General features: G+C 43.3%; 12 protein-coding genes. 11 read left to right on the top strand and 1 reads right to left on the bottom strand.

Going from position 1 to position 19,834, the window contains the following annotated elements:
- The 6 genes from ABOA58_RS05010 (at position 1) to ABOA58_RS05035 (ending at position 9,415) form a co-directional block, all read left to right on the top strand.
- A complete protein-coding gene (locus ABOA58_RS05010) occupies positions 1-1,500 on the top strand; it encodes a chlorohydrolase family protein (protein WP_350301465.1) in 1,500 nt (499 codons plus the stop codon).
- 100 nt (positions 1,501-1,600) lie between these two features.
- A complete protein-coding gene (locus tag ABOA58_RS05015; RefSeq protein WP_350301466.1) occupies positions 1,601-3,166 on the top strand; it encodes a glutathione ABC transporter substrate-binding protein in 1,566 nt (521 codons plus the stop codon).
- A gap of 737 nt (positions 3,167-3,903) precedes the next feature.
- A complete protein-coding gene (locus ABOA58_RS05020; protein ID WP_350301467.1) occupies positions 3,904-5,151 on the top strand; it encodes an amidohydrolase family protein in 1,248 nt (415 codons plus the stop codon).
- A 24-nt stretch (positions 5,152-5,175) separates the two neighbouring features.
- Positions 5,176-6,426 carry an amidohydrolase family protein gene (locus ABOA58_RS05025; protein ID WP_350301468.1) on the top strand — a complete coding sequence of 417 codons (1,251 nt, stop codon included), beginning with the start codon at positions 5,176-5,178 and terminating at the stop codon, positions 6,424-6,426.
- A gap of 28 nt (positions 6,427-6,454) precedes the next feature.
- Complete coding sequence (locus ABOA58_RS05030) at positions 6,455-7,702, top strand: amidohydrolase (RefSeq protein ID WP_350301469.1); 1,248 nt, start codon at positions 6,455-6,457, stop codon at positions 7,700-7,702.
- Positions 7,703-8,119: 417 nt separating this feature from the next.
- Positions 8,120-9,415, top strand: coding sequence for a uracil/xanthine transporter (locus ABOA58_RS05035; protein WP_350301470.1), 1,296 nt, complete (start codon positions 8,120-8,122; stop codon positions 9,413-9,415).
- A gap of 270 nt (positions 9,416-9,685) precedes the next feature.
- Here the strand turns inward: ABOA58_RS05035 and ABOA58_RS05040 are convergent, their stop codons facing one another.
- Positions 9,686-10,468 carry a response regulator transcription factor gene (locus ABOA58_RS05040; protein WP_350301471.1) on the bottom strand — a complete coding sequence of 261 codons (783 nt, stop codon included), beginning with the start codon at positions 10,466-10,468 and terminating at the stop codon, positions 9,686-9,688.
- Positions 10,469-11,270: 802 nt separating this feature from the next.
- On the opposite strand from ABOA58_RS05040, the gene ABOA58_RS05045 reads away from it, so the two are divergent.
- From ABOA58_RS05045 to ABOA58_RS05065, 5 genes are all read left to right on the top strand, one after another.
- Positions 11,271-12,734 (top strand): aldehyde dehydrogenase family protein, encoded by a 1,464-nt coding sequence (locus ABOA58_RS05045; RefSeq protein ID WP_350301472.1) that lies wholly within the window; start codon positions 11,271-11,273, stop codon positions 12,732-12,734.
- A gap of 53 nt (positions 12,735-12,787) precedes the next feature.
- Positions 12,788-15,103, top strand: a complete 2,316-nt coding sequence (locus tag ABOA58_RS05050; RefSeq protein WP_350301473.1) for a stalk domain-containing protein — start codon at positions 12,788-12,790, stop codon at positions 15,101-15,103.
- A gap of 565 nt (positions 15,104-15,668) precedes the next feature.
- On the top strand, positions 15,669-15,923 hold the full coding sequence (locus tag ABOA58_RS27745; protein WP_434547764.1) for a hypothetical protein: 255 nt from the start codon (positions 15,669-15,671) through the stop codon (positions 15,921-15,923).
- Positions 15,924-15,948: 25 nt separating this feature from the next.
- Complete coding sequence (locus tag ABOA58_RS05060; protein ID WP_350301475.1) at positions 15,949-17,892, top strand: putative thiazole-containing bacteriocin maturation protein; 1,944 nt, start codon at positions 15,949-15,951, stop codon at positions 17,890-17,892.
- The gene (locus ABOA58_RS05065; protein WP_350301476.1) at positions 17,889-19,832 is read left to right on the top strand and encodes a TOMM precursor leader peptide-binding protein; all 1,944 of its coding nucleotides are present in this window, start codon (positions 17,889-17,891) and stop codon (positions 19,830-19,832) included. Before ABOA58_RS05060 ends, ABOA58_RS05065 begins: the two co-directional genes overlap by 4 nt.
- The last annotated feature ends 2 nt before the right edge of the window (positions 19,833-19,834 follow it).

Below are 19,834 nucleotides of genomic sequence, written 5' to 3' on the forward strand. Positions count from 1 at the left end.
ATGAAAACCAAACTTAAAGGAAGATATGTAATTGGATATGATGGGTGCGATCATGTCATTTTGGAAAACGCAGAGATCGTTTATGAAAACGACACGATTTTGTATGTCGGAAAAAATTATCCAGAAGAAGTGGACGAGATAATGGATGCCGGTAATGCGATTATCAGTCCCGGCTTCATAGATTTAAATGCATTAGGGGACATTGACCATGATATTTTACATTTTGAAGCAAGTGCCGGTAGACAGAAGAATCTTCTTTGGTCAGAGAAATATATAAAAAGCGGACATCCTGAATTAATGACCGAGGAAGAAGAAGCGTTTAAATCACTATATGCTTATTCACAGCTCATTCTTCATGGCGTGACGACGGCGATGCCCATTACTTCCGTTTTTTATAAAAGCTGGGCTGAATCCTATGATGAATTGGCAGCTGCCGCAGAACACGCCGCTGGATTGGGATTAAGGATTTACCTTGGCCCAAGTTTCCAATCAGGAATGAGAGTCGTCCAGCCTGACGGGAAAATCAAGCTGCATTGGGATGAAAAAGCCGGTGAAGAGGGGTTACGGAAAGCGGTTGAGTTTGTGGAAAAATTCGATGGAACCCATGAAGGTATGGTCAGGGGGATGCTTGCTCCAGAACGTGTAGAGTCTCAAACGGCGGATCAATTAAAACAGATTAAATATTACAGCGAAAAATTGGATGTACCGATAAAGCTTCATGCTGCACAAGGAAGTTTTGAATTCAACACCATCTGGGAAGCCCATCATGTTACACCGATCAGATATTTGTACGACCTTGGCTTTCTCGGTCCGAGAACAGGGATCCCGCACGCCCACTTTATTTCAGGATACAGTAAAGCGAAATATGGCCAGGGTGATGACTTGGCGCTGCTTGCTGAAACGAATACAACGGTGATCCATTGCCCGCTGATCATCGGAAGGCACGGGGAGGCGTTAGAATCTTTTGCCAAATATAAACGGGCTGGGATCAATATAGCCCTCGGAACGGACACATTCCCTCCGGATATGTTCCAGAACATCAGGACAGGAAGCATGCTCTCACGGCTGGCGGCAGGAGAAACGGAAGGCTCTGTTTATGCCGATTTCTTTCGGTCAGCCACACTTGATGCGGCCGCCTTTCTTGGCAGGAACGATCTAGGACGCATCGCAGCGGGGGCCAAGGCGGATATCATCGCGATTGACTTGGACGGTTTCCATGTGGGGGTAATCGATGATCCGATTCGAACCATGTTCGTAAGCGGCTCTGGGAGGGACGTTAAATTATCGATCATCAATGGAAAAGTAGTCATGAAGGATCAAATAATCCCCGATCTTGATTTAACGGAAATCAAATATAAGGGGCAGCAATATTTCAATAAGATGAGAAGAGGATATATGGAAAGGGATTATCAGGAGCTTCCCGAGAAAGAATTGTTCAAGCCATCATTCAAGGTCGTGGAAACGATAAGCGATCCAGAATCGATTTATGGAAACAAGTAAAGAAAATGAAAAACATAGTAAAGATATTCGAAATAAATAATCAGAATATTTCCTATAATTAGATAAATGTTCGAAAAATGAAATTGGGAGGTAGAAGACCATGGGGTTAAAACGTAGGGCAGGAAAGCTTTTTCTAGTCATGATCATGGCCATCATCATTGCGGGCTGTTCTTCTAACAATGACGTAAGCACAACAGAAAGTGATCCGAACAGAGCATCAAACGAAGGGGGTACATTGGTCATTGCCCGCCTATCCGACGCTGAGAATTTGGATCAGCAGTTCATGTCCACGATTAACGCCGCTAGCGTCACTCACCATAAAATCTATGAAGGCCTTGTACAACGGGATGAGAATAGTGAGATACAGCCAATGCTAGCAGAAAAATGGAAGCAAATAAATGACACGACCTGGGAATTCAAGCTTAGGGAAGATGTAAAGTTTCATGATGGCACACCATTTAATGCAGATGCAGTAAAAAAGACGTTTGATCGACTATTAGATCCGATGGTCGCTTCTCCGAGGGCGGTAGTATTCGATATGGTAAAAGAGGTGAAACCGGTTGATGAATTTACCGTGCAATTCATTTTGAAGGAACCTTTTTCTCCTCTTCTTTCGATATTGGCGAATCATGAAGGCGGAATCATCAGTCCGAAAACGATTGAAAAGTATGGCAAAAAGATTATCCAGGAACCGAATGGAACCGGTCCTTTCGTTTTTGATTCATGGTCTCCAGGCCAGGAAATCATATTGACGAAAAACGACAGCTATTGGGGAGACGAGCCAAAAGTGGACAAGGTCCTCTTCAAGGTCGTCCCCGAAGACTCCACGAGGATATCGATGATAGAAACCGGTGAAGCGCATATCGCAGAGCCTCTTCCTGTAGCTGTCATGGACCAGGTGGAATCTTCACCGGCAATGGATGTTTACCGCAGTGAAGGGTATGGAACCGAATATTTAGGGTTCAATGTCAATAATGAACCGTTCAATGATGTAAAGGTACGTAAAGCCATCGCCCATGCCATTGAAATGGACTCGATTATCAAGGGGGTCTTTAATAATGTGGGAGTAAAGGCGAACTCCTTGATGGGCTCTAAGGTATTCGGGTACAACGAAGATCTCGAAGCCTATGATTACAACCTGAAGGAAGCAAAGAAACTGATGGCCGAAGCTGGATATTCTGAGGGCTTGGATGCAACCATCCTGACAATGGACAGTAAAGAAAGAGTTAACTTGGCCGAGGTCCTGCAATCCCAACTGAAAGGTATCGGCATTAATTTGAAGGTACAGGTAATGGAGTACGGTTCGTTCGTGGAACAAGTGAATAAAGGGCAATCGGAAATGTTCATCATCAGCTGGAGAAACGCGACCGGCGATGCTGATTATAATCAATATAATCTATTTCATACCGATTCACAGGGAGCGGCCGGCAATACATTCTTTTACAGCAATCAAAAGGTTGATCGTTTAATAGATGCCGCCAGGAAGGAAAAAGAAGAAGGGAAGCGCAAAGAACTATACGCAGAGGCACAGGAAATCGAGATGAGTGACACCCCGTATATTCCTGTAAGGGTCATAGAAAATGTTGCTGCAGTAGCTAAAGAAGTAAAAGGATTTTCAATCAGCCCTTCAGGTTATCTGGAGATAAATGACGTAACGATCAAGTGATGTGAGATAAGAAGAAAGGGTTCATCCAGTTGATTGGAGTCCGAAAAAGTGAGGTGAAGGTCGAAAAAAATTCGTGAACGGTCGAATACAGTGCCTCAACGGTCGAATAAAATGCTGGGTAGGTCGAATACTGTGCGTGAACGGCCGAATAAAGTGTGGTTTAGGTCGATAAACTGCGTCAACGGCCCATGACAGTGCAGCGGGTCGAATAAGGTGCTCCGGTCTTTATGTTTTTTCTGTAATCCTCATTGGATTGAAGAGATTTGCGACACTCCTGCCGAATTACTGGCTAGCCGAGACCCACAGGCGCTTGCTTTGATACGGCTGGCAGACAGTCGGCGGAAAGGGATTTTAAAGCAAAGTTGATTGGAACGGAAGGTGCGAGACTCCTGCGGGAAAAGCGAGTCCAAGGGAGACCCCACAGGCGCAAAGACGCCGAGGAGGCTCCCGGACCGCCCGCGGAAAGCGAGTGCCTGGAGTGGAAATCAACGTCTGCAAAAAAAGGGAGCGGATCTCTGAAATCAATTGAACTTTTTAAATAAAAAACTGCAGGCAAACTGAGCTTTCATAGAGTTGTCTACAGTCTGAAAGGGTTCATCCTTTTTAGGGTGAGCCTTTTCTTTGGCACAATAAGTAAAAATAACATAAAAACGAGTAAAAATTCTGAAATTATTTGCTGAACTTTAAAACTATAATGAAAGTGATGCATGTTCAATCTGAATGGAAGGGTGAGTTTAATGTCTCAATCGTATTGGTTGACGAATGTACGCTTGGAAAATGGTTTTACTTATAATGAAAATGAAACGATCACCGGCACTGAAACCGGTCATTACCACATCAAGATTGAAAATGGGAAAATATCCTCCATTTTATTGGCGAAGGAATCGATAACGGATCAGGATCCGCAGCATGATGTTCACGGCCTCCTGATGGTCCCCTCGTTTAAGGAAATGCATATCCACATTGATAAAACGTACTATGGCGGTCCGTGGAAGGCTTGCATGCCTGCCATTAATGGCGTGAAAACCCGGATAGAGGAAGAGCAGGTCTTACTGCCCCAATTATTGCCTACCGCTAAAGTTAGAGCAGAGAAAATGCTCGATTTATTATTGGACTTCGGATCTACCCATATACGCACACATTGCAACATTGACCCGGTGATAGGACTGAAAAACTTGGAAGCCACCATTCAGGCACTGGAAGGATATAGTGATAAATTGACGTATGAAATCGTTGCATTCCCGCAGCATGGACTATTACGGAGCAATTCCGCTGGTTTAGTAAGGGAGGCCATGAAGAATGGGGCGAATCTGGTAGGAGGCGTGGATCCCGCCACCATTGATGAAGACATAGAGCGATCACTTGAAACGATCATGGATATCGCGGTTGAATCCAATTCCGATATCGATGTCCATTTACATGATCCGGATCACCTTGGACTTTTCACCATGCAGCGTCTTGCTTCACTGACGGAAGACGCAGGCTGGCAAGGAAGGGTCACGGTTAGCCACGCCAGCGGTTTGGCAGATCTTTCAGTCCCGGAGGCAACGGGCATAGCCGAAAGGTTTTCGGAAACAGGCATATCGATTACATCCACAGTGCCCGTCTTCAGAACGATCCCCATCCCCCTGCTTCATGAAAAAGGGGTGAAAGTGGAATTGGGTAATGACAGCATCACTGATCATTGGACACCCTTTGGCATCGGGGACAATTTGGAAAAGGCCGGCCGCCTTGCAGAGAGGTTTCGCATGATTGATGAACGTTCCTTAGCGAAAAGCCTTCAATTCATAACAGGTGGGAAGACCCCATTAAACCAAGACGGGGTCAAGACATGGCCTAATGTCGGGGATGAGGCGAATATCGTTTTGCTTGAAGCCAGCTGTTCTGCGGAAGCGGTGGCAAGAAGGGCAAAGCGTGCCGCTGTCATCTTCAGGGGCAATGTTGTTAGCGGATCCATTTCATCTTTTGAGACGACAGGTGTTTAATCTTCTATTAAAGAGAGTGATTGGATGAATGAAGCATACTGGCTTACAAACGTTACGCTTGATAGTGGATTTGCTTTTGAGAATGAACGAATTGATCGGACGAAGACAGCTACATACAACATGTATATAAAAAATGGGATCATAAAGGATTTGCAATTGGCTTCAACTATCCCTTTGAAAACGGAAGGTCCTGTTCACGACGCGAGAAAGCTGCTTGCACTTCCTCCTTTTAAAGAGATGCATAACCATCTTGACAAGACGTATGTAGGACTGCCATGGAAATCATGCACTCCGGTTCCGAATTTAATCGAACGCTTAAAGTTAGAAGCAAAGGAGCTTGCTGAACTGGCTGAAACTGGGCGGCTCCGGGCTGAACGGATGCTTCAACTATTGTTAAGCGGCGGTGCGACGCATGTAAGGACGCATGTTAACATTGACCCATACATCGGTATGAAGAACTTGGAAGAAATTCAGAAGGCGTTAAGCAGTTTCAGAGGGAAAATGACATATGAGATCGTGGCTTTCCCGCAGCATGGACTGCTAAGAACGAATTCAAAAGGGTTGATGAGACAAGCGATGAAAGAAGGGGCGTCCTTGGTGGGCGGCCTTGATCCTGGCGGGGTGGATAATAATATAGAAGATTCCCTGTATGAAATGGTAGATTTGGCTGTTGAATTTGATGCAGATATTGATATTCATATACATGATCCCGGTCATCTTGGTTTATATACGATCAAGAAACTGGCTTCTTTGATCGATGAAGCAGGGTGGAAAAACAGAGCGGCCATCAGTCATGCTTTTGCACTTGGTGATGTTTCAAAAGGAGAATCAAATGAACTGGCCAGTGAATTATCAAAACTGGGGATAGCGATCATGTCTACAGTTCCGATCAACCGGGTCCTTCCCCCGATTGATTTACTGCATGAAAAAGGTGTCCATGTTGCCCTCGGATGCGATGGGTTTTATGACTCCTGGTCCCCATTCGGTACAGGAGATATGCTGGAAAAGGCAGGTCGATTGGCCGAGAGGTACAACTGGAAGGACGAGTATGCACTGTCTCAATCGCTCCAATTCATTACGGGCGGGGTCAAGACATTGGATCATGAAGGAAATCGTTTATGGCCGAAAGTGGGAAATGAAGCAAGTATGGTTTTTGTGGATGCATCATGTGCTGCCGAGGCAGTTGCCAGAAGATCGACACGGGCTGCGGTCATGGTCGGTGGAAATCTGGTTTACGGCGGACTTGATCGCGAATCTGCCTTAAAGTCGAATTGAAGATCTAGTTCAAGAAGGGATGAAGATCATGAATAGAATCTATTGGTTAAAGAATGTTCGTTTGGAATGTGGTTACCGGAAAGAGAATGAACGAGTTACAGGAACGATTACCGGGCTATTTCATCTGTTGATGGAGGATGGCAGGATCAAGAAGATTGTTAAGGATGGGGAAGCCTTACGTGATGATTTACCCGTGGAAGATGCAAAAGGAATGCTGGCGTTACCATCCTTCATTGAAAAGCATGTCCATCTTGATAAGACACTGATGGGGGATGTTTGGAGAGCGTGCACTCCTTCTTCAAGTGTCATTGAACGCTTTGAAAATGAGAAGAGGGTTCTGCCTTCCATTGCAACAAGCACTTGTAAACGTGCAGAATCTTTACTGGAAATCCTGTTAGCTTCTGGCTCTGCACATATACGGACTCATGTTGATATCTATCCGGAAGCGGGCTTGCAAAACTTAGAGCAAGTACAGCAGGCGCTTGCTGGCTATTCCAATCGACTCAGTTCAGAAATCGTCGCATTTGCGCAGCACGGTTTGTTGCGGTCCGGCTCTGTCAAGCTTGTCAGGGAGGCATTGCGAAACGGAGCAGGAATCGTCGGGGCGGTGGATCCAGCCACAGTCGATAACAATATTGAAGCATCTCTCGTACAATTGATGGATTTAGCAGTGGAAGCTAATGCTGATGTGGACTTGCATTTACATGATCCCGGCCATCTGGGCACGTTCACCATGAAACGTTTGGCAGCTCTGACCAAGCAAGCGGGCTGGGAAGGAAGGGTAGCATTAAGCCATGCGTTCGGCATCGGGGACGTATCCAGGGAAGAAGCCTATGAACTGGCTGACATTCTTAGAGAGGCGGGGATTTCCATCGTCACAAGTGTCCCGATTAACAGGCAGATGCCCCCTGTTGATTTATTACATGAAAGAGGGGTTGAAGTATCAGTAGGAAATGATAATATCTTTGATGTTTGGTCACCTCTTGGGAATGGTGACATCTTGGAAAGGGCAGGAAGGCTCGCAGAACGTTTCAAATGGATTGATGAAGTCTCGCTTTCCCGGACACTCGGGTATATAACTGGCGGAAAAACCCCATTGGATGATAAGGGTAACCAGGTATGGCCGAAAGTTGGGGATGCCGCAAGTCTGGTGTTAATTGACGCAAGCTGTTCTGCAGAGGCAGTTGCCAGGCGTTCGGAACGTAAAGCGGTCATTTACAAGGGGAACTTGGTTTCCGGTTCACTATATAAACAAAAGCAGTCCATTGAACGGTAGGACTGAACCAAAAAAGGATTTCTGGATATTTCCGGATTTCCTTTTTCGTTTTGGATGGCTTCCGTGTACTTTTATTTACTTATGTTATATGCTGTGGAAGTGATTTTTTTGGCCTATATTGGTTAGAGTCTTTATCATTATCATATGTTAAAATCGCTCGCTTCTGCTTGACTGCCCAGCAACCCTAATCAAGCCAACAAATTAGCAGGGAGCCTCAGTCTTTGTTACTATTAATGGTAACGTTATCATTTTGCATGCGATCAGCAAAGATCATATGACATAAATCATCTGTCCAGCAATGGCAGCAGACCCTCCGGGGACTATCATGATGTTGCCCTATCGCCTTTGTTAAGGGAAGGGCAGTTGAAATTCACCATGAGCTTAAAAAAAGTATCATGTTCAAAGGAGATGGAATCTATGAAAAGTTGGAGATCTTCTGTGACTCTATTTTCTTCTTTTCAATGGTTGTTTTTTATTTTTGCAAATACGGTAGTTGTGCCCATATCGATTGGCGCAGCTTTTGATCTTCCTCCCAATGTTACGGAAATGACCATGAGAAGCTCGCTCATTTTCACCGGGATCGCTTGCGTGTTTCAGGGGTGGAAGGGGCATAAGTATCCGCTTATGGAAGGGCACTCCGGTCTATTATGGGGAGTGATGCTGAATTTAGGTTTATCTGCACCATCCATAGGGCTCGGATATGCTGAAGTAGGAGGGGGAATTGCTACTGGCCTCATTGCCGCGGGTGTAGTGACTGTCATTATTTCTGCCTTCAACCTGATTTCTCATGTCCAGAAGATTTTCACTCCCATGGTCATGACGGTTTATTTATTCCTTTTGACGTTCCAGCTCATTTTTGTCTTTTTTAAGGGGATGCTGGGGATTACGGAGAATGGGGAGATTAACATCCCGGTCAGTTTCCTATCAGTGGGAATTGTACTTCTAGTAAGTATATTAAAAATAAAAGGGCCAAGGACGATTAGCAATTTCTCGATATTGATTGGGATTATAGTGGGATGGATTTTTTACGAGCTGCTATTTCCGGAGGCTGGAGGAGAAATGGGATCGACGGGTGCCGCTTTTTCACTTTTCCCATTAGGTGCTCCAAACCTTCAATTCGGGATAATAGCGATTTCCTTTTTTGCAGGATTACTGAATTTGTGCAACACGTTCGCTTCCATTCAGGCTGCATCGGAATTAATCGGTGATGAAGCTGAACACAAGCAGTATCGAAATTCTTTATTCATGACTGGCGGCTTTACCATTTTCGCTCCCTTGCTTGGCCTTGTTCCGTATACACCTTTTACTTCATCGATCGGATTTTTGCAGAGCACTCAAATCTATGAGCGGAAGCCCTTCTTGCTTGGCGGCATGTTATTGACAATAATTGGGCTCATTCCCCCTTTTACCTCTTTCCTGGCCACGATGCCGATAACAGTCGGGAATGCAGTATTGTTCGTTGCGTACCTTCAGCTGTTCGGTACGGCTTTCAACAGCGTCAAGGGTCAGCATTTCACTTCAGACACGATATTCAGGCTTGCCGTACCAGTATTGATTGGCGTGAGTTTGATGAATATCCTGCCTAATGCATTTTCGAACCTGCCCACGCTATTACAGCCCTTTTTGACGAATGGGCTCATAATGGGCGTATTGATATCAATCGTGCTGGAAAAATCGGTCAACTGGAAACGTTATGAACAACTGCAGAACTAATTGGAAAGAGTGATGTGTGGAATTCTTATTAAGCACAAGAGGTAACTTCCTAATTAAAGATTCTATACAGCTTTCTTATATTTTAAAAGACATGGAGAAACGCCTGATTGGATACGGCAGTACATAAGTGATTCTCCCATCAACAAGGGTGGGGCAATCTTTATAATAAGGATTTTTTCATTGTAAATGACGAAGAAAAAAGATACTTGTAAGGCAATTAATATGAAAACCAGAAGGGTGTTGGGGACCTTCTGGTTTTTTTGATTGTGTTTAAGGTTTAACAATTTTATAGCATAAACTTGTTCGGTTTGAGACATCAAACTTTCTATAGAGATTTTGCAAATGTCTTTTTACTGTATTAACACTAATAAATAGTTCGCTGGCAATGGTGATATTGGTATGCCCTTTTAGAACCAGTTGTAATATTTCTGCTTCTTTTGATGTTAAATCTGGTTGTCTGAGATCTTGAGAACTAGCCAGAATCTTATTTTTCAAAGGATTAATGTTTTCTTTGGGATCGCTTACAGAAGGATAAGGGAAATCACTTGTTTTTTGCGATAAGAACCTAGAAATAACCTCTAAACACATAATATCGGATGTACTAAAAGGCTTCTCCTTTTTGGATCTAACGAAGTTCAGAACACCTTTAATGCTGTTTCTATCATATAAAAAAACACCCACATCATAATAAAATCCATATTTAAACATGAAATCATTATAGTATACACTTTTTTCATATAATTCAGGAGGAAGTAAATCAAGGTTTTTTATAACAGTTTGTTTACTTGCTTTTTGCCTATTATATTTTGGGGCTAGCAAATCTAATTGATAAAAGTTATTAAGATAATCATCCGTAACATATTTATCTATATTTAACGTAATAGGTTCGATCAAGTCATTATTATCATCACATAACCAAAAAACAGATTGGCAGTAACCAAATAAATTTTCAAAGGTCTGTAGTACTTTTTCACGGAAATTTACATTAGAAAAAGTAATTTCATCCATAAAAGATAAAATTTTTTTATAGCTGGGGTTAGACATATCCTTCATAGGCTTTCCTCCAAGTTAACTTTTTTTGATTATATAACATTTTAAAATAAAATGAATTACTTTTTGATATAAAATGACCCATTTGGGTAATAGTAAATTTTTTGATTTTTCTGGATAATATAAAATACTAACATGTAATAGTTCATAAATTAGAAAGACTTTTTAAAATAAACCTAAGGAGATGAAAGAAACGAAGTGTGTGAGGTAGGAAAATAAACATCTCCTTATCAAAACCGAATAAGTGAATGCATAGTACACTTTTGAGTTATTGAATTAAAGGTAATTGAAGGAGAGTAATGTTTATTTGTATAACGTTTTTGTAACGGTTGTTTAATTTTTGGGTATATTTATGTGTTTTTTAGAGTTGCTAAGTACTCTATCTCTTTTAAAAAATCAATAAAATAATGGAAGAGGTATGCTTTCTTGGACAATTCAGAAATTGAAACGCTAACTCGTGCTGAAATAGAAGCACTGTAAATGAGCAGATTTCAGACTACATTATGACATATCTATCTGAATATAGAGTTTATCGAATGAAGTTTAAAGAGCTAAGGATTACTCCTGATGACATTCAATTTTAATGGATGCCATTTACCAAAAAACAAGACTTAAGAGTTCATTATCCATGTTGAAAAATCATAATAATGTAATCGCTTTCAATTATGTGTGTAAACAAAGTTAGGGGCTTTTAGCTTATTCAAGATACGCATCACATAAGGAAACCTAGCTATCTATGTTTTTCAAAATTGTATGGTTAGTAATTTCGAAGTTTTATCAAAAAAATAGATAAGAGGTGGAGAAAATGAAAAAATATCAACTATTTATCGATGGGAAATGGACAGATTCACTCTCAGGAGAAACATTTGAAACGATTAATCCTGGAACAGGAGAAGTTCATGCCCTTGTTTCACAAGGGGGCGAGGAAGATTTAAACCATGCAGTTAAAGCAGCTCGAAAAGCGTTCGAATCCGGACCATGGGCTACTATGTCTCCTAGTGACCGAGGCAGACTTCTGTATAAAGCAGCTCAGAAAATGAGGGAGAATTCAGACTTTTTAGCGGAAGTAGAATCAAAAGATAATGGTTTACCAATCAATGAAACAAAGCATATAGCGCTTCCTTCTACCATAGATGTACTGGAGTTCTATGCAGGACTTGCAAACAAGGTTCAGGGTGATACATTAGCATCACCTCACAATCGTTTCAACTACACACTAAAAGAACCATTAGGTGTAATTGGCGCCATTGTCCCTTGGAACTTTCCTTTAATGCTGACGATGTGGAAATTAGCTCCTGCTTTAGCTGCTGGAAATACAATTGTTATTAAGCCAGCAAAAGAAACATCAACAAGTATTTTAGAGCTGGCTAAACTGTTCCAAGAAGTCGGTATTCCTGATGGGGTGATTAATATTGTACCCGGTCCAGGTTCAACCGTGGGATCTGCTTTAGCTTCTCATCCAGACGTCGATAAAATTGCCTTTACGGGGTCAACGGACACGGGTCGGTTAATTATGCAAGCAGCTACAAAAAACTTGAAACCAGTTTCGTTAGAATTGGGAGGGAAATCACCTAACATTGTATTTGACGATGCCACTCTTGAAGATGCAGTTAATGGAGCGATGTTTGGCATTTACTTTGCACAAGGTCAAGTTTGTGCTTCTGGTTCTCGTTTATTTGTCCAAGAAAGTATTTATGATAAATTTATGGATCTTTTTGCTAGTAAAGTACAATCAATACGGGTAGGAAATCCCCTTGAAGCGACAACACAAATGGGTCCACAAGTTTCCGCACAACAGTTAAAGACGATTGAAAAGTATGTAGCGATTGGTCTTGAAGAAGGTGCGGAATTAGTGACGGGTGGCCAAAGAGGCAAGAAAAATGGATATTATTTCACACCTACCATCTTTGGAGATGTAACCAACGAAATGACAATTGCGCGTGAAGAGATATTTGGACCAGTTGTGTCGGTTATTCGCTTCAAAGATGAAGAGGATGCTCTACGACAAGCAAATGATACTATTTACGGTTTAGCTTCAGGGATATGGACCAATGACTTAAAAAGAGCTCATCGTATGGCGCGTGGTATCCAAGCAGGAACTGTCTATGTTAATACGTACAGTATGCTAGATAGTACAACTCCTTTTGGAGGAATGAAACAAAGTGGATTTGGTAGAGAATTAGGGGTACAAGCCATGGATATGTATACACACTCAAAGAGTGTGTGGATTGATTTAGGTGAAAAAGGCTTAAATTGGTACGGTGGCTAGGACTATTATTTAGCTAATAAAAGTTAAAAATAAATAATGAAAGGAAACATTCTATGAAAACAAAGCAAAGAACTTTCAAAGCAGCAATTATTGTAATTACTGCACTAACTTTCATATTCTCTCCTTATTCACTAATTCATAATAACAACGCTTCTGCTCATGGCGGTGAAATGGAATTAATTAAGCTAGAAACAGCTTTAGAAGGTACTGGTGCAACTGTTAAATCTGATTTTTGGAGTTTTTTTACAAAAAAAATCACCATCGAAAAAGATGATACGGTCATAAAAATAATACCTGATTCTGATAAAGCGTATATTAATGGAAAAGCGATTACACTTGAATCAAACGTGATAGAAAAAGATGAGAAAATCTACGTAACTGATCATTTTGTGAATGAAGTTCTCCCTGACATCAAGCAAACAGCTAAAATAAAAGAAGCTTATCATCCTTTAGATCCTTTAACTCCTAAAGAAATTAAAGCGGTGGTTAATGTGATCAAAGAGGCAGGGAAATATAAAGATACTCTTCGTTTTACAGAAATTACACTGAAGCTTCCCGAAAAAAAGAAAGTGTGGGAGTGGGAGTACGATAAAGAGAAAAAAGACGACGCATTTACAAGAAAAGCAGAGTTCATTGCATTGAATGGCAAACAAGTTATTGAGGGTGAAGTGAATATATCATCAAAAAAACTAGTTTCATGGAATGAAATGGACGGCGTTCATGGCATGTTAATTCTGGATGATTTTGCTACTGTCCAAGGAGCCATTGAAGCAAGTGAAGACTATGCAAAAGCGCTAAAAAAGCGGGGTATAGATGACCCTAAAAAGGTCGTTGCGACCCCTTTGACAGTAGGTTATTTCGATGGTGAAGATAAATTGGAGCATGATAAGCGTCTATTGAAAATAGTATCTTATTTGGATACAGGGGATGGGAATTTTTGGGCGCATCCTATTGAAAATTTGGTCGCTGTTGTAGATCTTGAAAAGAAAGCGGTTATTAAAGTAGAAGATGAAGGTGTCATTCCAATCCCGATGCAATTAAACGCATATGATGGTAGAGATTATGAGAAGAAATCCGATGTAAAACCGCTTGATATTACCGAGCCTGAAGGCAAGAACTATGAAATAAAAGGAAATACGATTAGCTGGCAAAACTGGGATTTCCACTTGCGATTGGATACTCGGGTAGGACCTGTGTTATCAACCGTTACTTATGATGACCATGGGAAAAAAAGAAAAATTATGTATGAAGGATCGCTGGGTGGGATGATAGTTCCTTACGGAGATCCTGACGTTGGCTGGTACTTCAAATCCTATTTGGATGCTGGTGAATATGGAATGGGCACATTAACTGCACCGCTGGAACTTGGAGCTGACGTACCAGAAAACGCCGTGCTGCTAGATGCAACAATTGCAGATAACTCGGGCAATCCTTACGTTATTAAAAATGCCATTGCAGTATTTGAACAATATGCGGGGCCAGAATATAAACATGCCGACCTTGCGACATTTAAAGAAGAAAATCAAAGCCGTGAACGCCGTGAATTAGTGGTTCGCTGGGTTAGTACAATAGGAAACTATGATTATATCTTTGATTGGAAGTTATCGCAAAATGGAGTAATTAATATTGATGTAGGAGCATCCGGTATTGAAGCAGTAAAAGGTGTTAAATCAAAAACAATGCATGATAAAACTGCAAAAGAAGATACAAAATATGGTACCTTGCTTGATAATAATATTGTCGGAACCACTCACCAGCACATTTACAATTTCAGGCTTGACCTAGATGTTGATGGCGAAAGTAATTCCCTAATGGAAATTAATCCAAAGGTAGAAAAAAATCAAGAGGGCGGTCCACGCAAAAGTGTTATGGTAACAGAAGAAAAAACAGTAAAGACGGAGCAAGAGTCGATTCAAAAATTTGATTCTTCCACTATTCGACTGTTCAGTAATCTTAATAAAGAGAATAAGGTAGGAAATCCAGTTTCCTATCAAATCATCCCTTTTGCAGGAGGCACTCACCCGATTGCCAAAGGAGCCTTATTTAGTGATGATGACTGGCTTTTTAAGCGAGTTAACTTTATGGACAAGCAGTTGTGGGTCACAAATTATGACCCGGATGAGCGATATCCGGAAGGTAAATATCCGAACCGCAGCAAAACAGATACAGGATTAGGACAATATTCGGCAGACAACGGTTCCATTGACAATACAGATAATGTGGTATGGATGACCACAGGTGCAACTCATGTAGCACGAGCTGAAGAATGGCCAATGATGCCAACAGAATGGGTGCACGCCATGTTAAAACCGTGGAATTTCTTTGATCGTACTCCAACATTAGACTTACCAAAAGAAAATTCAAAGTGATTAAATAAAGTCCTTGTATAAGTTAGTGCAAGGGCTTTATTTTTGTCCGAAGCAAGATTGAATTCATAAATTGATTATTTGGAGTAGCATCGTAATTCATAGATGAAAAGGATATTGAGGTTCTATGTTTCTAACTTGCTAAGCTCCTATTTAGGCTTGCCAACTTAGTTCCAGGTTCTTACAGCTTTGTTCGAAGTTTTTCATTTGTACCAAGCCACATAATTAATATAGTGATTATCCTATTTCCGTCTTGAACCGTTTTAAGGAGATTCAAGGAAATTAGGCGCTTTAATCAGTGGCAATACCCACTCCCCTGACATAATTTGTTGGAGGGATTACTTGACGTGGTGTTAAATTCCCTGACCATTTCGTTCAGGTTTCCTGTTCTAAGCACTATCTTATAAATAAAAAACGGAGGTATATAAAATGTATGAATTTCAAAATCAATTGCAAAATCTGAATGTCGATGATTTCCAGGTGACTCAGCCAGTTCCTTGGGAGCAAAACCAGTACAATTTGGATGATTCGTCTCGACAATTCATTGGTGTGGGCGGCTTTGGTTGTTTTGGCTGTTTCTTGTGCTTTGGCTGCTTTGGTTGCGGCGGTCGCTGTGGTGGATGCGGACGCTGTGGTGGATGCGGACGCTGCGGCGGTTGCGGCGGTCGTTGCGGACGTTGCGGACGTTGCGGGGGTTAAGTATCCAGGTTTTCTAAAGGAAGTCCCTGCATGTGCAGGGACTTTTCTTTATAGCATGAGACATAAGGGACAAATTGTCGTACATAGGATTAAAGTGAAGTGCTGTGCTAATAGCAGTACTTAGAATGCATCGGGTTAGGAGGAGCGGAATGGTGAATTTGACCCCTTCTATGCGTTTGAAAGTGAAAAGGGATACGTTTTTTCTTCCGGAACCGAACAGAGGTGTGTATTTCAGGAATAACATAAGTTCGTTCCGTATGGAGGGCAGCTCGATCGTACAGTGGATTGAAAAGCTATTACCGATGTTCAACGGGAACCATACATTAAGCGAGTTGACGGATGGATTGCCTGGCCCATACCGGAACCGGGTAATGGAAATTGCCGAGGTTCTGTACGGGAATGGGTTTGTTCGGGATGTAAGTCAGGACAGTCCCCATCAATTAAGGAATCAAGTACTTGAAAGGTATGCTTCGCAAATCGAGTTCCTGGAAAGTTGCGGCGATTCCGGGGCTCACCGTTTTGAAATTTATCGAAAGAAAAAGGCGTTGGCTATAGGTTCTGGCCCATTGTTCCTTTCATTGGTGTCCTCACTGATTGAATCGGGATTGCCTGCATTCCATATCTTCATTACGGACACGGTACAGACCAATAGAAAAAGATTGAATGAAATCGTGGCACATGCGCGTAAGACGGACGACGAGGTTGCGATAGAGGAGGTCGTGCTTGAAAAGGGAACAGAGATTGAATGGCAGGAGATCGTGCGGCCCTTTGACTCGATATTATATGTGTCACAGGAGGGTGATATAGAGGAATTAAGAGAACTTCATTCGGTTTGCAGGCAAGGGGAAAAGAGCCTGTTTCCTGCAATGATCATCAATCAAGTAGGCATGGCTGGTCCGCTTGTCCATCCAGATTCCAAGGGATGCTGGGAGTCAGCGTGGCATCGTTTGCATCAAGCTGAGCTGGAAAAGAATCAGGCATCATCCTCCTTTTCCGCCACAGCCGGAGCGATGTTAGCCAATATTATGGTATTCGAATGGTTTAAAGACACTACAGGCGTTACGACAGCAGAACAAGCCAATCAATTTTATCTGTTGGATATGGATACATTGGAGGGAAAGTGGCATCCGTTCATTCCCCACCCTGTGGTGACGGGAAAAGGGACTGCAACATGGGTTGAAGATTTTAATATGCGGCTCGAACAGAAATCGGACCCGGTTGAGCCGGGGAAGGTATTTATGTATTTCAGCCGGTTGACATCGTCGGAATCCGGAATTTTTCATCGGTGGGATGAGGGGGATTTAAAACAGCTGCCGTTGGCTCAATGCCGCGTTCAAGTCGTTGATCCGCTATCGTCCGGTCCGGCCGAACTCCTGCCTGAAATTATCCGTTCAGATCTGACTCATGAGGAAGCGAGAAGGGAATGCGGTCTTGCAGGAGTTGAAGCATATGCATCCCGAACACTCAGCCAGCTCGTTGCGACTCTTCCTCCGCTTCAGGGTGCAGACGAAATAAAGGAATCGATCGGTGTCGGAGCAGGGGAAACATTTGCTGAATGTGTTTGCCGTGGACTGCAAAGCAGTTTGGATACAGAGTTTTTAAATAAGCGGTTCAACCAGGAGAAACTTGTGACAGTGCAATTGGCTCAAGTGGAAGATGAGCGCTGCAGGTATTATCTACAAGCGCTGACCCGGCTGCAGGGAGATCCGATCATCGCCTTGGGTGAGGAAATGTCAGGTTTCCCGGTAGTTTGGGCAGGAACGAGCGATGGCTGGTCCGGCGCTGTCGGTTTGAATGTAACGATCGCATTACGGAACGCATTGCAAAAGGCCGTCATGAAAGTCCAAAACCAGACCGTTTGCTTAACAGCTCCAGGTTTAGTGGCATCGCCGGTTCTTGAGGAAGAAAAGGTGGATCTTGTGATTCCTTCATGCGGGGTGAAAGGGGATCCCGAACTGGTACAGTCCGCCATTCAAGTCTTGAAGAAGAACAGTAAGCGAATCCACGTTTTCGAAATGGATCTTGAACCTTTCATGAAGGAAGAAATTGCAGGTGTGTTCGGGGTGTTTTTGCGAGAGGAGGAATCAGGGTGAAAACTGACGTATTGGTTGTCGGGGAAGGAGTGTTGGCCGACCATGTTCATGGGGACCTGTCCGGCCAATATCAGGTGAATCGCCAAACCGATTTCGAGGCAGGAATCCCGCAAACGACGGCCATGGTCCTTCTGCTGCAAGATGCTTGGAATCCCGCTGTCCATGTAAAGGCCGAAGAGGTGATAGGGCAAGCGGGCATTCCATGGCTGAGGGGATTCGTATCATTTGGAGAGGGAATGATAGGTCCGCTGGTGCGCCCGGGTGTTCCTGGCTGTTCACAGTGCGCGGACCAAAGGTATCTCATGGCCGGCCGTGATCGAAAAGAAATGTGGGGAATCCGCCAACAGCTGCAGGAAAATGGGGGGATAGAGCGTGATGCGTCGGCATCCCGAACAGGCCTTTTACAGATGGCCCACTTGATTTGTGCAGAGGTAAGGAAGGTGATGAAAGGAGAACGCGCCCGGTCGGAAGGGCATGTATCATTAATCAGCCTGAAGACGCTGAATGGTTCGTGGCACTCTTTTTTACCAGATCCATTGTGTCAGGTTTGCTCAACATTACCTGATGACTCGAAGGAGCGTGCAAGGATTTCGTTGCAGCCAAGTCCAAAAATCAGTCCCGAAAGTTACCGTACCCGTTCGATGAAGGAGCTGAAAGAAGTTCTGGCCAAGGATTACTTGGATCACCGAACAGGATTCTTGAATAATAAAATGATAGACCTTGTACCGCCATTTGCCGATGTAAGTGTTAATTTGCCTTTGTTCATAGGAGATGAGGGGTCGGCAGGCCGGACTCTCTCATATGAGGTCAGTGAGATGACTGCCATATTGGAGGGATTGGAAAGGTATTGCGGAATGGAGCCCCGCGGCAAACGGACAGTCATTCATGACAGCTACAACAACCTGAAAGATTTTGCGCTCGATCCCATCAGGATAGGGGTACACTCGAAGGAAAATTATGCACAGCGGGATTTCCCGTTTCAACCGTTTAATCCTGGCCGCTCGATAGATTGGGTATGGGGCCACTCATTTTTGCAAGAGCGGCCGATCTTGGTCCCGGAATTGCTTTCCTATTATAGCTTGGGCTGCGGTCATGGATTTGTCTATGAAACTTCCAATGGCTGTGCTCTAGGGGGAAGTTTGGAGGAGGCCATTTTCTACGGCATCATGGAAGTGGTCGAACGTGATTCGTTCCTGCTGACCTGGTATGCGCAGCTGCCCCTCACACGTCTTGATCCTTATTCTGCAAATGACAAAGAACTGGAGCTGATGATTGACAGGGCGAGGGCGGCAGCGGGATATGATATCCATTTGTTTAATGCGACGATGGAACATGGTATACCGAGTGTATGGGCGCTGGCAAAAAACAGGAAACAAAAAGGATTGAATATCATATGTGCGGCAGGGGCCCATCTGGACCCGGTCCGGGCGGTGAAAAGCGCGGTCTTCGAGCTGGCTGGGATGATGCTGACACTTGACGATAAATTGGAAGAGAACCAGGATGAGGTTGAGAAAATGCTGCATGATTCCTCACTGGTACGGAAAATGGATGATCATGGCATGCTGTACGGTTTACCGCAAGCCGAAGAGCGACTGCAGTTTCTACTGGATGATGACCGCCCGATGCGAACATTCGCTGAAGAATACGGGGAAAAGGTGAACCATCCGGACTTGACGGAAGATTTGCAGGAAATCCTTCAGGAGTTTCGCCGCTTGCAACTCGAGGTGATTGTGGTGGATCAGACGACACCGGAAATTGCACGAAATGGATTACATTGCGTGAAAGTGCTGATCCCGGGGATGCTGCCGATGACATTCGGCCATCATCTTACCCGCATAACGGGGCTTGAGAGAATACTGAGGGTTCCGATGGAACTTGGATATGCAAAACGGCCGCTTAAATTCGAACAGCTCAATCCGCATCCGCATCCATTTCCATAAGC

It is taken from the genome of Peribacillus frigoritolerans (assembly GCF_040250305.1).
GTDB lineage: Bacteria > Bacillota > Bacilli > Bacillales > DSM-1321 > Peribacillus.

What these genes read in the sequence shown, in the direction of transcription:
- ABOA58_RS05025 (WP_350301468.1), top strand. Translation starts at nt 5,176, where the DNA reads ATGAATGAAGCATACTGGCTTACAAACGTTACGCTTGATAGTGGATTT.
- ABOA58_RS05010 (WP_350301465.1), top strand. Translation starts at nt 1, where the DNA reads ATGAAAACCAAACTTAAAGGAAGATATGTAATTGGATATGATGGGTGC.
- ABOA58_RS05035 (WP_350301470.1), top strand. Translation starts at nt 8,120, where the DNA reads ATGAAAAGTTGGAGATCTTCTGTGACTCTATTTTCTTCTTTTCAATGG.
- ABOA58_RS05050 (WP_350301473.1), top strand. Translation starts at nt 12,788, where the DNA reads ATGAAAACAAAGCAAAGAACTTTCAAAGCAGCAATTATTGTAATTACT.
- ABOA58_RS05045 (WP_350301472.1), top strand. Translation starts at nt 11,271, where the DNA reads ATGAAAAAATATCAACTATTTATCGATGGGAAATGGACAGATTCACTC.
- ABOA58_RS05015 (WP_350301466.1), top strand. Translation starts at nt 1,601, where the DNA reads ATGGGGTTAAAACGTAGGGCAGGAAAGCTTTTTCTAGTCATGATCATG.
- ABOA58_RS05060 (WP_350301475.1), top strand. Translation starts at nt 15,949, where the DNA reads ATGGTGAATTTGACCCCTTCTATGCGTTTGAAAGTGAAAAGGGATACG.
- ABOA58_RS05030 (WP_350301469.1), top strand. Translation starts at nt 6,455, where the DNA reads ATGAATAGAATCTATTGGTTAAAGAATGTTCGTTTGGAATGTGGTTAC.
- ABOA58_RS05040 (WP_350301471.1), bottom strand. Translation starts at nt 10,468, where the DNA reads ATGAAGGATATGTCTAACCCCAGCTATAAAAAAATTTTATCTTTTATG.
- ABOA58_RS05020 (WP_350301467.1), top strand. Translation starts at nt 3,904, where the DNA reads ATGTCTCAATCGTATTGGTTGACGAATGTACGCTTGGAAAATGGTTTT.